This window comes from Buttiauxella cochleicola, assembly GCF_021282435.1.
GTDB classification, from domain to species: domain Bacteria; phylum Pseudomonadota; class Gammaproteobacteria; order Enterobacterales; family Enterobacteriaceae; genus Buttiauxella; species Buttiauxella massiliensis.
In genome coordinates this window covers 697,758-711,386 of the sequence record NZ_JAJSOT010000001.1, presented here as the reverse complement: position 1 = coordinate 711,386, position 13,629 = coordinate 697,758, and the positions used below count along the sequence as shown (strand labels likewise).

General features: G+C 48.9%; 13 protein-coding genes. 7 read left to right on the top strand and 6 right to left on the bottom strand.

Annotation, left to right across the window (positions count from 1 at the left end):
- Positions 1 to 132: 132 nt before the first annotated feature.
- On the top strand, positions 133 to 687 hold the full coding sequence (gene rimL / locus LVQ77_RS03215; RefSeq protein WP_232903657.1) for a 50S ribosomal protein L7/L12-serine acetyltransferase: 555 nt from the start codon (positions 133 to 135) through the stop codon (positions 685 to 687).
- Between the two features lie 11 nt (positions 688 to 698).
- Here rimL and ydcK read toward each other — a convergent pair whose 3' ends face one another.
- The gene (gene ydcK / locus LVQ77_RS03210) at positions 699 to 1,628 is read right to left on the bottom strand and encodes a YdcK family protein (RefSeq protein ID WP_232903656.1); all 930 of its coding nucleotides are present in this window, start codon (positions 1,626 to 1,628) and stop codon (positions 699 to 701) included.
- Between the two features lie 114 nt (positions 1,629 to 1,742).
- On the opposite strand from ydcK, the gene tehA reads away from it, so the two are divergent.
- Together tehA and tehB are read left to right on the top strand one after the other, a co-directional pair.
- On the top strand, positions 1,743 to 2,732 hold the full coding sequence (tehA, locus tag LVQ77_RS03205) for a dicarboxylate transporter/tellurite-resistance protein TehA (RefSeq protein WP_232903655.1): 990 nt from the start codon (positions 1,743 to 1,745) through the stop codon (positions 2,730 to 2,732).
- A gap of 1 nt (position 2,733) precedes the next feature.
- Positions 2,734 to 3,321, top strand: a complete 588-nt coding sequence (gene tehB, locus LVQ77_RS03200; RefSeq protein ID WP_232903654.1) for a tellurite resistance methyltransferase TehB — start codon at positions 2,734 to 2,736, stop codon at positions 3,319 to 3,321.
- Here tehB and LVQ77_RS03195 read toward each other — a convergent pair.
- The gene (locus LVQ77_RS03195) at positions 3,318 to 3,710 is read right to left on the bottom strand and encodes a VOC family protein (protein ID WP_232903653.1); all 393 of its coding nucleotides are present in this window, start codon (positions 3,708 to 3,710) and stop codon (positions 3,318 to 3,320) included. The two genes, tehB and LVQ77_RS03195, sit on opposite strands and share 4 nt — an antisense overlap.
- A 200-nt stretch (positions 3,711 to 3,910) precedes the next feature.
- Between LVQ77_RS03195 and LVQ77_RS03190 the strand changes: the two genes are divergently transcribed.
- Positions 3,911 to 4,573, top strand: coding sequence for a DUF3313 domain-containing protein (locus tag LVQ77_RS03190; RefSeq protein ID WP_232864493.1), 663 nt, complete (start codon positions 3,911 to 3,913; stop codon positions 4,571 to 4,573).
- 46 nt (positions 4,574 to 4,619) lie between these two features.
- Here the strand turns inward: LVQ77_RS03190 and LVQ77_RS03185 are convergent, their stop codons facing one another.
- A complete protein-coding gene (locus LVQ77_RS03185) occupies positions 4,620 to 5,525 on the bottom strand; it encodes a DMT family transporter (protein ID WP_232903652.1) in 906 nt (301 codons plus the stop codon).
- Positions 5,526 to 5,701: 176 nt separating this feature from the next.
- Between LVQ77_RS03185 and LVQ77_RS03180 the strand changes: the two genes are divergently transcribed.
- Entirely contained in the window at positions 5,702 to 6,574 is an 873-nt protein-coding gene (locus tag LVQ77_RS03180; RefSeq protein ID WP_232864495.1) for an AraC family transcriptional regulator, read from the top strand.
- On the opposite strand, the gene LVQ77_RS03175 is transcribed toward LVQ77_RS03180, so the two are convergent.
- Together LVQ77_RS03175 and LVQ77_RS03170 are read right to left on the bottom strand one after the other, a co-directional pair.
- Positions 6,554 to 7,720 carry a benzoate/H(+) symporter BenE family transporter gene (locus LVQ77_RS03175; RefSeq protein WP_232864496.1) on the bottom strand — a complete coding sequence of 389 codons (1,167 nt, stop codon included), beginning with the start codon at positions 7,718 to 7,720 and terminating at the stop codon, positions 6,554 to 6,556. The genes LVQ77_RS03180 and LVQ77_RS03175 overlap by 21 nt on opposite strands.
- A gap of 161 nt (positions 7,721 to 7,881) precedes the next feature.
- Positions 7,882 to 9,783: a putative bifunctional diguanylate cyclase/phosphodiesterase gene (locus LVQ77_RS03170; protein ID WP_232903651.1), complete on the bottom strand. Its 1,902-nt coding sequence runs from the start codon at positions 9,781 to 9,783 to the stop codon at positions 7,882 to 7,884.
- Between the two features lie 412 nt (positions 9,784 to 10,195).
- On the opposite strand from LVQ77_RS03170, the gene LVQ77_RS03165 reads away from it, so the two are divergent.
- Complete coding sequence (locus LVQ77_RS03165) at positions 10,196 to 12,160, top strand: peptidase U32 family protein (protein ID WP_232903650.1); 1,965 nt, start codon at positions 10,196 to 10,198, stop codon at positions 12,158 to 12,160.
- A 35-nt stretch (positions 12,161 to 12,195) separates the two neighbouring features.
- Here the strand turns inward: LVQ77_RS03165 and LVQ77_RS03160 are convergent, their stop codons facing one another.
- The gene (locus tag LVQ77_RS03160) at positions 12,196 to 13,059 is read right to left on the bottom strand and encodes a LysR family transcriptional regulator (RefSeq protein WP_232903649.1); all 864 of its coding nucleotides are present in this window, start codon (positions 13,057 to 13,059) and stop codon (positions 12,196 to 12,198) included.
- A gap of 102 nt (positions 13,060 to 13,161) precedes the next feature.
- On the opposite strand from LVQ77_RS03160, the gene LVQ77_RS03155 reads away from it, so the two are divergent.
- Positions 13,162 to 13,593: a multidrug/biocide efflux PACE transporter gene (locus LVQ77_RS03155; protein ID WP_232903648.1), complete on the top strand. Its 432-nt coding sequence runs from the start codon at positions 13,162 to 13,164 to the stop codon at positions 13,591 to 13,593.
- Positions 13,594 to 13,629: the final 36 nt, after the last annotated feature.

Below are 13,629 nucleotides of genomic sequence, written 5' to 3'. Positions count from 1 at the left end.
CAGCATGTGAAGCAGCCCAGCAGCGGCGCGAGGCGTGCGTTAAACTGATTTGTGCATTGGTGGGGATCGTCTGTGGTGCAATCTATTTTTCTGCACCATTATTTTCCACAGATAAAAAGAAGGAGAGGGTGCGTGCGCGATTCTGATAACTGGCAAGACGACGTGATTAACATTGATGACCACATAACACTTCATTCAATCAATGAACGTTATGTGGATGAGATTTTTGCTTTGGTACAAAAGAACAAAGCCTGGTTACAAACAGCGATGGACTGGCCGAGGTTCGTGTTGTCGGTTGAGGACTCGCGCAAAATGGCGCAGGGCAACTATATCCTCCATCATCGTGGCTACGCGAAAATGTTCCTGATTTTCCAGGATGAAAAAATGGTGGGGGTGTTCTCGTTTAACCAGATAGAGCCGACCAATAAAACCGCCTATATCGGCTATTGGCTGGATAAAGATGTCCTGGGATTGGGAATCATTTCGCGAGCTTTAGACGCGGTCATTCGTAAGTACTCCAAAGAAGGGTTGGCCCGCCGTTTTGTGATCAAATGCATTGTCAGTAATGTCGCCAGTAATCAGGTGGCGTTGCGTAATGGTTTCCTGCTTGAAGGGCGCCTGAAACAAGCTGAGTTTTTAAATGGCGAGTTCCATGACCAGAACATCTACGCGCGGATTATTGGTTAACGCGACGGTTCTCAAAACACGCCATAAAACGGTGAGCGAGTAACACGCTGCTCGCCGTTAATATCCTTAATCCCACGTATATGAATGAGCTCACCGTCCAGCCCATCAACCGCCGCTTTATCGTAGATCTGCACATTATTCTCTATCAGAACATTGCCGGTGACCCGCGCCTGGCCGTAAATCTGCACCTGGTTATCTAATTGGATAGGGCCACCAATGAGTGTGGCATCGTCGAAGATATGCACATGGTGTTTTAGCACGCAGTCGCCTTCAATAAGCGCATTGCCGTAGACCTGCGAGGAGTAGCGAATGGTTGGGATCTGGTCATCACCACGTCCTGCAATAATCCGCGCATTATCAAAGACCCGAGCACAGTCGCAAACCCAGATATTGTTCTCGTCATTACCTTCAAGAATTGCCTGTCCGAACACTTCAGCGCGGTGTTCAATAAAGGCATTGTTCACCACCGCGTTACCAAAGATCTGTGCCTGATGAACCACGCGCGATGCGTTTACCGTAGCGTTGCCATAAATTTGCAGCACTTTATCGTTGTCGGCAGTCAGTCCACGAACCGCAATCACCTGGCTGCCGTTAACAATGCGCGCGGCATCGTAAATACGGCATTCACCGCTAATCAGTGATTCTTTAATGATGCTTTTCCCGCTGATATGCGCCTGGTGGCAAAGGGTGGAACTGCCATGAACTTGCGCATCATCGTTAACACTTGAGCCGCCGTATACCATGCAATCGCCGCCATAAATCCAGCAATTTCCTTGTTGGCTAAGGTTGTCTTCGTTTTCAATCCAGCCGCCCAGTTGCCCGGTTTTGATGTCGCTGAAATCACACAGGGCCATGACTTGCCAGAGTTTGACCTGCTGTTTTTTGCCATCGACCAGATAATCATGTAGCTGCGAATCACCCGTTAACTGATACTTGTTCATCATCTTCGCCTTAGTTTTCTTTCTGTTTAAAACTTAGCAGGTAAATCCTCAGATGGCGTTCTTCGGTGCAATCACATAAAATGCATCTAAAATACATTTTAAGTTTTAAACGAAATGAATAAATCAGTAACGCGAACCATGCTTAATCTCCCGGCCGGGTATTTTGGTATGGTTCTTGGGACCATCGGCATGGGTTTTGCCTGGCGCTACGCTGCTACGATTTGGCCAGTATCCCCGGTGATTGGTGAAGCATTCGAAAGCCTGGCAATTGCTATCTGGCTCGCTCTGGCGCTGGCTTTTATAGTGCGACTGGTGAAATATCCGCACACGGTTATCGATGAGGCTCGCCACCCGTTAAAGGGCAGTTTTGTGAGTCTCTTTCCTGCGACAACGATGTTAGTGTCCATCGCCATAGTGCCATTTATTCGCCCGTTAGCCGTGGGTATGTTTGCTTTTGGGGCGACAGTGCAATTGGTATACGCCGCATGGCAAAGTGCCGGGTTGTGGCGTGGCAGCCATCCGCATACTGACACCACGCCGGGACTCTATTTGCCGACTGTTGCCAACAATTTTATTAGTGCGATGGCCTGTGGTGCGCTTGGCTTCCACGACCTCGGTATTTTGTTTTTTGGTGCGGGGGTATTTTCCTGGTTAAGCCTGGAACCGGCGATTTTGCATCGTTTACGTAGCGCTGGTGAGCTCCCGGAATCGACGCGAACTTCACTTGGCATTCAACTCGCACCTGCGCTGGTTGCTTGCAACGCTTATTTGAGTGTTAACGGTGGGCAACCTGATTTCTTTGCCAAGATGCTGTTTGGCTACGGGTTGCTGCAATTACTGTTTATGTTGCGCCTGATGCCGTGGTATTTGATGCAGCCCTTTAATGCCTCGTTCTGGAGCTTCTCGTTCGGTATTTCAGCACTTGCTGCCACGGCCCTTCATCTGGGCATGGGGAGTAACGACGGGCTTTTTACCGCACTCGCTGTGCCGCTATTTATCTTCACTAATTTCATTATTGGCCTGCTGCTGGTGCGCACGGTAATCCTCCTTTATCAGGGTAAATTACTGCTGCGTGTCGAACGGCCTGCAAAAAGGACAAACTAAGATGCTTTCTGAGAATTATTTCACCGAGAAATATGGCCTAACTCGTACCCATTCTGACGTGGTGAATGCGGTAACGGTTGTCCCGCTTGGGAAAACATTGGATCTCGGTTGCGGTAGCGGACGTAACAGCCTGTATCTGAATCAAAAAGGGTTTGATGTAACAGCGTGGGATAAAAACCCGATGAGCATTAGCAACCTGAATAAAATTATTGAAGCGGAGGGGCTGAAAAACATCACTGCAGATGTGGTCGATCTCAATACATTACATTTCGACGGTGAATACGATTTCATTCTCTCAACCGTGGTGATGATGTTTTTAGAGCGCAATACCATACCAGGGCTTATCAGCAACATGCAGCGCTGCACCAAAGTTGGTGGTTACAACCTGATTGTTGCTGCGATGGATACCGAAGATTTCCCTTGCACCGTCGGCTTCCCGTTTGCTTTTACTGAAGGTGAGTTGAGTCATTATTACGCGGGTTGGGAATTGCTGAAATACAACGAAGATATCGGCGAATTACATAAAACCGACGCGGAAGGTAACCGCATTAAACTGAGATTCGCCACTATGCTGGCGCGCAAAGTCTAAGCTGTAGGCCAGGCGCGGTTTTGCAACACAACGCGATAACCATCGTTATCAACAAAAGTGCGCCCGGCGATATCCCAGTACGGATTAAAACTGTTAATGGTGACAAAACCTGCATTCAGCATTTGCTGGCAGGTTTTTTGCCATTGAGTGTTATCCGGGTAGTACAGCACTAATAGGTCATCAACTGTTGCGGCGGGTTCGACCGGGTGGCGGTGGCAAACAGTAAATTCAAGATGCCAGCTTAAATCATCACGACCCAGCATCACGCCGCTAAAACCGTCGTGTTCGCTAAAATCCCCGAGTTCTTGCAAACCCAATCCCAGACAGTACATTTCTTTGCTTTGAGCAAGATCGGTCACCGGACGAGCAATACGCAGATGTGGAATCATGGTTACTCCATATTTATTCACTGTATGTAAGATTATTTTATATACGAAAAACTATGTAGTTCGAGTTAAATAATGAGCATGTTAAAAATAAATTTCGAGGCTGTTATCTGAATTATGAAAAATAGCATTTATAACTTCATGCGTAATCCCAATTTTTTGCTATAACTGAAAGGCTTACATGCAATTTACAGGGATAAATTATGCGCACTTCTTTATGTGTTAAAGCCGCCTGCCTGACAGGCCTGTTAGCCTTGGCCGGCTGTTCATCATCTGTTACCGCTCCTGAGAAGTATTCGGGTTTTTTAAAAAATTATTCCGGTATTCAGGAAACAAAATCTGCATCTGGGAAAACGATTTTACGTTGGGTTGATCCGAGCTTCAAAAGCAGCAACTACGACAAACTTATCTTCAATCCACTGACTTACTACCCGGTGCCGAAACCAACTACCCAACTGGGTGCTCAGACACTGGATAAGATCCTTGCTTACGCCAATCAACAGTTGAAAGCGAGTGCCGAGAAGCGCATCCAACTGGTCAGCAAGCCAGGTCCGCGTACTTTGATTTTCCATGGTGCAATTACGGGTGTAGACAGCAGCAAACAAGGTTTGCAGTTCTATGAAGTGATTCCAGTGGCAATGATTGTTGCGGGTACTGAAGCAGCAACAGGCCACCGTACGATGGAAACAAACCTCTATTTTGAAGGGGAGCTTATTGACTCCTCAACCAACAAAGTTGTAATGAAAGTCGTACGTAAAGGCGAAGGTAAAACGGTAAGCAATGAAAGTGCACCGATTACCGTAGACTCGCTGAAATCAGTGATTGATGACATGGCGACAGATGCGTCCATGTTTGAAGTTAAATAACGCGCTATTACACGGAAAAGGGAGCTAAGCTCCCTTTTTTTACCTCTTATGCTGCCCGCTTGCGCCATGGCAGAGCGCTAAACATCCCCGGATTTGAGAACATCACCAGGTTGCCGAGTAAAATCATACACAGCCCGATAATCGCATTACTGTGCCAGACATACCCTTCATAAATCGTCGAAAGACTCAGCGCCACCAGCGGGAACAGCAGGGTGCTGTAAGCCGCCTGGCTGGCACCAATGCGCCCGACCAGCGTGAAGTAAGCGCCAAACGCAATCACTGAACCAAAAATCGCCAGGTAGAACAGCGAACCAAGATAGCGCAGCGTCAATTCCGGCATAAACGAATCTCCGCGAACCAGCGCCAGCACACCCATAATAATGGTGCCGTAAAACATCGCGTAGGTATTGGTGGACAGTGTCTCAAGCCCACGGCGCTGATGGCGCGTGCTGATCATATTCCCCAGTGAAAAACCGAAGGTGCCCAGGGCGCTTAAACCAATGCCCAACAGCAATGATGGCGCGAGTTGTGTGGCGATCAAATCATGCCAGAACAGCGCAACAACCCCTGCAATCCCCAGCACCGCTGCCGGTAGTAAATTTTTGCTCGGGCGCTGACGGAAGAAAACCATACTATTGACTGCATTAAACAGCACAGCCATGGAGAAAATCACCGACTCAAGACCTGAGCTGATATACGCCGCGGCATGGTAAAAACACAAAAAGTTAAAGCCGAAAACGCAGCCACCTTGCAGCATACAAAACAGATGATCGCGCAAACTGATACGGCGCAAGCGCCCAAGTGCCAGTAACACCACCAGCATCACGACTGCCGCCACGGCAAACCGCCAGAAAATTGATACGGGCACCGACACCACGCCTTGCTGCATGTAAATAGCAAGCCAGGTCGTTCCCCAAATAACCACCACCGAAATATAAAGTATTGCATTCATTTTGTTATCTCCCTGTACCGATAGCGGGAGTATCCACATCTGCGCGTGCAGATGCTTTCACCTGCTTGCCTGGCTTGCATATTCTTGCGGTTTTTTTACCTGATGGTTTGTTAATGGCTGGTAACGGAGGCGGCCACTACATACACTGTTTATCCCGAACTTCGATGGTGTAAGTCATGACCCAGCCGTATCACGCATTTGAAAATCTTCGCCAGCACAACGCCGTGTTGGAAGATAATGTGCAACTGGGTTCCGGGATTCAACTGTCGGCCTGGTCAAACAGTCTCGACCGTGTGACGCAATGCAGCGATCACCATACGTTAAGCATGTATGTGAATGAAGGTTATGAAACCTACCAAAAAACCAATTCAGGTTGGAAAAATGGTGGTGGGCCAGATCGATTCTGTCTGATGCCAAAAGACGGAGAAACTACCTGGGATATTCGCAACCATTTTTCATTTGTGCATCTGTATTGTACGGATGAACATCTGCGTCATATTGCGGAGCAAATCTGGGATCGCAGCCCGGCCGCTCTTCAGCTCGATGAAAAAATCTTCAGCGAGGACCCGCGTATTACTCAGTTGTATCGCCACTTTCTACTCAGCAGTGATTGGCAACAGCAGGCGAACCATTTGATGTTGAGTACGGCATCAACACTGCTGCTGACCCACCTGGTTCAGACGTACAGCAACGTGCAGTGGCGTTTACCTAATGTGCGCGGAGGCCTGGCACCTGCGGTGTTGCGAAATATCCAGGCATATATTGAACAGCACCTTAGTGAGCCATTAACACTGACCGAACTGGCTCAAGAAGCAGGGCTCAGCGAGTTTCACTTTGCGCGCATGTTTAAGCAATCAACCCAACTTGCACCACACCAATTTGTGATGCAAAGACGCATGTTACGCGCCGAAGCATTAGTGAAAAATAGCCAGTTATCGCTGACGGATATTGCGATGGCCTGCGGGTTTAGCTCGGCAAGCCATTTCAGCAATCGTTTTAAAGCGACGATAGGCGTAACACCGTCACAGCTACGCGCGGCGGGTAAATGAGAACAACGCGTAACATATCCCGCCAGCCACCAACCCCCAAAAAGCAGAACCAATCCCCAGCAAACTGACGCCCGAAGCGGTGACCAGAAACGTCACTATCGCCGCATCACGCTCACGTTCATGATTAAGCGCCTGATACAAACTCCCGGCGATGGTACTCAGCAGCGCCAGCCCCGCCAGCGTATGAATATAGGCGACAGGCAAAGCCGTGAGCAGCGTGGTGATCGAACCGCCAAACACACCCGCCAGCAAATAAAACACGCCCGCCGCAGCGGCGGCAAGCCAGCGCTTCGACGGATCGGGATGCGCTTCAGAACCCTGGCAAATTGCGGCAGTGATCGCAGCAATACAAATAGAAAATACGCCAAAAGGTGCCAGTAACAGAGCTATCGCCGCGGTGACCACAATCAGTGGCGATACCGGAATCTCATAGCCGGAGGCTTTGAGTGTGGCAATACCTGGTGCGTTTTGTGACGCCATGGTCACCAGGAAGAAAGGGATGCCGATGCCTAACAGGCTCGAAAGTGAAAAATGTGGTGCGGTAAATTCTGGCATAACCATTGCGACCGGCACACTGCCGCTTTGTAGGCTTCCGCTCATGATGCAAACCAGCAGGCCGACCACCATTGCCACCACAACGGCATAACGTGGCGCCCAGGTTTTTGCCAGTAGCCAGCCGAACAACATACTGGCACAGAGTAAGAAATTCCCCTGCAAAGAAGTAAATGCGTCCAGGCCGAAGCGCAGCAGAATGCCTGCCAGCATCGCAGCGGAAAGTGTTGAGGGAATAAGGCGCATCAAACGGGCGAAGAGACCGGTCACACCGCACAGCAGAATTAAAAATGAGGCGAAAATAAACACGCCGATAGCTTCATTGAGCGAATGGCCTGGCAAACTGGTCGCGAGCAGAGCCGCACCCGGAGTGGACCAGGCAGTGAGAATAGGGGTGCGATACCAAATCGTCAGCACGAGAGTACTCACCCCCATGCCAATCCCAAGCATCGTCAGCCAACCCGCGATTTGCAGCGTGTTAGCACCAGCAGCTTCCGCCGCCTGCCAGATAATTGCCGCCGAACTGGCGTAGCCAACTAAAACAGCAACGAATCCAGCCAGGATCGTCGGCAATGGGATGGATATTGTGCGCATTTTATCCCTTCATGTTTATAGCGTCGTCGAACTATAACATCACAACTCATTAACAACAGACGTGATGATGTTGAAAACTCTGCAAGTTCGTTGTTATGCGAAATATTTGGCAAGGGCACGAATAGGGGGATTGCTCTCCGGGGGGAGAGCAATTAAACGTCTTATGCGTATTCGTTACAGGATTCTTGTTCTACGGCCTTGTTGATATAAACCAACGCATTTGGGCGTTCCAGTGGTCGTGAGAAATAGTAACCCTGCATATAAGGGATGCCACATTGCTCAAGTAACTGGCGCTGTTTTTCCGTCTCCACACCTTCGGCGATAACACTGAAGTTGAGGCTTCTGGACATATTCATCATCGCCTGAACAATAGATAGACCTTTGTGTTCAATATGCTGAATAAACGAGCGGTCAATTTTGATGTAATCAATATTCATATTCTGGATAACTGACAAACTTGAGTAGCCCGTCCCAAAATCATCTACTGAGAATTTCACGCCACATTGTTGTAACTGACTGACCTTTTCATTAATCATCATCTGTTCAGACTGGAAGAGTGATTCAGTGACTTCCAGATGCAGTAAATGCCCTGGTATTGCATAGCGTTCGATAACCCGGTTGACGTTATTGACGAACCCTTTGTCGTAAAATTGAATCAGCGAGATATTTACGCACATGCAAATTTGAGCATTTGTTTTATGCATTTGCGCCAGTGTTTTACAGGCTTCTTCCAGTACCCAGCTTCCCACCTGAACAATGCGGCCGCTTTGTTCCATTAATGGGATAAATTCAACTGGCGAAATCTCCTGCTCCTGATAACGCCAGCGCATCAAGGCTTCAAAACTGACTATTTGGCCGGTTGCGTCAACAATCGGTTGATACACAAGGCGGAACTCATCACGCTCAAGTGCACCTTTTAGTGCTTCATTGAGAGTCATCTTGCGGCGCAGGTTGTGTTCTAGTTCGAGATTATAGAAAGCAAAACGTTCAGGATATTTGCCTTTTTGCGAATACATGGCGATATCCGCAAGCTGAATCAGTCGCGTGATGGAAAAGTCATGCTCAGGACAAACTGAAATACCGATTGTTGCATTCAGGGCAATGGTTTGGTCATCAAGACGGATCGGTAGGGAGAGGCTGGCGATGATATTCTCAGCAAGCTCACTGGTAATGTCATGAGAACTTTCCTTAACCAACAGAATAAATTCATCACCACCCCAACGGCACATAAAGTTACCGTCCCCGATAAAGCTTTTAAGTCTGGTACTTAATGCAATCAGTACCTTGTCGCCGACATTGTGACCGAGGGTGTCATTAATATTTTTAAAACCATCAAGGTCGATAAAGAAAATGGAGAAGCCAGCAATATGGTTCTGCTCAAATTCGCGCTCAATGCCTTCTACTGCCGACAAAAAAGCAGTGCGGTTATACAGACCCGTGAGGGAGTCTATATTGGATATAACATACACTTCCTGCGTTCTTTCTCGGATGGTCTCTTCCATGCTGGAAACAAGTTTTTTGTTTCGGTAACGCAACAAGATAGCTTCTTTAATATAATTTGCTGAGCGTGCAGAAGAGATAATCATGATTAAAGTAAAACAGACGCCCAGCCCGCCGAGGTTAATTTTATATTGTTCTGGCTGCAGCATCAGCAAGACGGACATCGGCATTAAAATAATAATGTTATAGAGCGCGGATAGCAGAAAGCTTGCCGAGAGGATACTTGTGGCTCCGCCAGCCATCGCGGCAAGTATTACATTCGTAGAGCTAAGTTCTTCAATAGTAAATTGCGGATAGAAAGTGACCGCATAGACGCTCCACAACATGGCCGTTATTAAGCAGCCTATTGAAAAACGCACGACCCAGTCCTTTCTGCCTTTACAGTCGGCGTCACTTTTTATCCACATATGGGTATCAATGACTCGAATGACCAGAACCAGGGTCATGATCAGCCACCAGGTCATTTTGGCGTAAAAATTATTATGGTCGGTAAAAGTGAAGGCAAGAGTGGTAGACGCAATAAAAGTAATCAGAATGCCTGGTAATGAGTTGTTGTATAACAACTTAACGCCTTCTGACTTATAAAGCCTTGAATGTTCTATGTTTATGGTCATTTCCAATCATCGTAACTGAGTCATTCAACTAGCTCCCACTTTAATAGGTCTAATATGATCACTCTTTGTAATTATTCCTTATGGAAGTATAGGTGAAAACATTTTGTAATACACCGTCTTTAGCAGCCGCCAGCATTATTATTAGCCTATGTTGTTGCGCCGTTTCATATATGTTGGAAACTAACAAATTGAAGGTTGCTGGATGTTTCATTTGCTTTGGCCTGTGCAGATCTATACCCAAAATACTTCAAGTTGCAGGAAGCCAACGCACATGCAACTTGAAGTATGACGGCTATATGCTTACGCGGCCAATCTGACTACAATACCCGCCTTTCACCCATAACATAGAAACAGACCCACTATGCGCCTGCACGCCAATCATCTTGAATTACTCAGCCCAGCCCGTGACACCTCCATCGCCCGCGAAGCCATTCTGCATGGTGCGGATGCGGTCTACATCGGTGGGCCTGGCTTTGGCGCTCGCCATAATGCCGGCAACAGTCTGCAAGATCTTGCTGAGCTGGTGCCGTTTGCTCACCGTTATGGGGCGAAGATTTTTGTTACGCTTAACACCATCCTGCATGACAACGAACTGGAACCTGCACGACGTATGATCCACGACCTGTATCAGGTGGGCGTTGATGCGCTGATTGTGCAGGACATGGGCGTGCTGGAAATGGATCTGCCGCCGATTGAAATTCATGCCAGCACTCAGTGCGACATTCGCAGCGTAGAAAAAGCAAAATTCCTGTCTGATGCGGGCTTCTCGCAAATCGTTCTGGCGCGTGAGTTGAACCTCAACCAAATCCGTTCGATTCACGACAACGTTGACGCGACGATTGAGTTCTTTATTCACGGTGCGCTATGTGTGGCGTATTCAGGGCAATGTAATATTTCCCACGCCCAGACCGGGCGCAGCGCAAACCGTGGTGATTGCTCCCAGGCTTGTCGTTTGCCGTACACCCTGAAAGACGATCAGGGCCGCGTAGTGGCCTATGAAAAACATCTGTTATCGATGAAAGATAACGATCAAAGCGCCAACCTTGCAGCATTGGTAGATGCTGGCGTGCGTTCCTTCAAAATTGAAGGGCGCTACAAAGATATGAGTTATGTGAAAAATATCACCGCTTATTATCGTCAGTTGCTGGATGAATTAATGGAGCAGCGCACCGATTTGGTTCGTGCCTCCGCCGGAAAGACTTCGCACTTCTTTATTCCGTCGCCGGATAAGACCTTCCACCGTGGCAGCACGGACTATTTTGTTAACGAGCGCAAAATCGATATCGGCGCTTTTGATTCTCCAAAATATATCGGCTTACCGGTAGGTGAAGTCCTGAAGGTGGGCAAAGACTTCCTGGATGTTAGCGTGACCGACACGCTGACCAATGGTGATGGTCTGAACGTGTTGATCAAGCGCGATATCGTTGGCTTCCGTGCCAATACGGTGGAGAAAACCGGTAAAAATCAGTATCGCGTCTGGCCAAATGAGATGCCGGAGACACTAAAAAATGTGCGCCCGAACCATCCGCTCAACCGTAACCTTGACCATAACTGGCAGCAGGCGTTGACGAAAACGTCCAGCGAACGCCGTATTGCGGTGGATTTGGAGCTAGGTGGTTGGGAAGAACAGCTGATTTTGACCCTCACCAGTGAAGATGGTGTCAGTGTAACTAAAACGCTGGAAGGGCAATTCGAAGTGGCGAACAACCCGGAAAAAGCGTACTCGAACCTGCGCGACGGCCTGACGAAACTGGGTCAAACCATGTATCAGGCGCGAAAAGTAGAGTTGAATCTTCCCGCTCCATTGTTCGTGCCAAACAGCCAGTTGAATCAGCTACGCCGTGAAGCTATCGACGAGTTGACCGATGCTCGTCTGCAACAGTATCAGCGCGGCACCCGTAAACCTGTTAGCGTTCCGCCACCGGTCTATCCGGATGAGCATCTGACGTTCCTCGCCAACGTTTACAACCATAAAGCGCGTGAGTTTTATCAGCGTTATGGCGTGAAACTGATTGATGCCGCTTATGAAGCCCATGAAGAAAAGGGTGAAGTGCCGGTGATGATCACTAAACACTGTCTGCGTTTTGCGTTTAACTTGTGTCCGAAACAAGCGAAGGGTTCAGTGAAAAGCTGGAAAGCCACACCAATGCAGCTGGTGCATCAGGATGAAGTGTTGACGCTGAAATTTGACTGCAAACCGTGTGAGATGCACGTGATCGGCAAAATGAAGAACCACATTCTCAAGATGCCATTACCAGGCAGCGATATTGTGGCGTCCATCAGCCCGGATGAATTGCTGAAGACAATGCCGAAGCGCAACAAGTAAGCCATATAAGAGAGGGCATCCAATGCCCTCTCTTTTTAATTCTGCGCCCGCAACTGGTCAATCATCCAACGCCCGGCGGGGCCTGGCGGCGTTTTATTTGACCACAACACATCCACATCAATGCGCTGCGGCCAGCCCGCAACCGGCAATTCCTGCAACACATCGTGACCAAACTGCTCCACCAACCAGCGCGGCAAAATCCCCCAGCCAAACCCTTGCTCGGCCATTTCCAATAGCATCAATAACGATGGTGATGACCACATCGGGCCGCCGCTTTTATTGCGGGTCGGATCGGTAAATGTACTCAAACAAAGCTGGCGTTCGGTCTGTAGCATATCCATTTCAACCGCAGGCAGACGGGCTAACTCATGCTGACGGTGAATAAAAATCGCCATCTCCGCACCGACCTGCAAACGCGCCACCGTGACATCAACCGGGTAGCGTGGCTGCACGCGCAAGACGCCGACATGCGCCCGGCCAATTTGTATCAGGTCGATGACATCTTCATCCTCAGCAATCAGACACTCGAATTCGATATCGGGGAAGCGCTGTGAAAAACGCTGCAGGATGGACTCGTGATGTGACGTTTGCCAGACATCCGACAGCACAAAACTCAGGCGCGGCTCAACGTTGCCTGCAAGGCGTACCGAGACTTCATTCAACCGCTCGCTCGCCGCCATAATCGACTGGATGTATGGCAAAACGTGCTTGCCCTGGTCAGTCAATACGGGTTGACGGCTCTGGCGATCAAATAAGGTCACGCCCAGATCGGCCTCGAGATTGGCAATCGCGCTACTCACCGTTGACTGGCTTTTTTTGAGTTTGCGAGCCGCCGCAGAAAACGACCCGGTCTCAACCGCATGTAAAAACGCTTCGAGGGATTCGGGGGAATATTTCATCGTCTATCGCTTTTCTCGATGGGTATTAACTTAATACTATCACTAATAACGATAATAATACGCCGCAGAGCCATATTGCTTTTATTTCGTCTGGAGTGAGTTATGCAGTCCCAAAAGAGAACATTTGCCGAACGCATCCTGCATGCGGTGGGTTTTGAAGTTATCGCTATTGCGATTTGTGCGCCGCTGGCGGCGTGGATTATGAATAAGCCGCTGTTCCAGATGGGGGCGCTGGCGCTCATGCTGTCCACCGTCGCGATGGTGTGGAACATGATTTATAACGCCGGTTTCGACAAATTCTTCCCGGTCGGGCAAAAACGCCGCTTGCCGCTGCGCATCGCGCACTCGCTGGGCTTTGAAGGGGGCTTTATTCTGATTGGCCTACCGCTGGCGGCCTGGATGCTGAATATATCCTTGCTGCAGGCGTTTATGGTGGAGATTGGTTTCTTCCTGTTCTTCCTGCCGTATAGCGTGATTTACAACTGGGCGTACGACACCCTGCGTGTTCGCTGGACGCAGTGCCAGGCGCAATAACTTCCCTAAGAGCGCACCGTCACGGTGCGTTCTTTT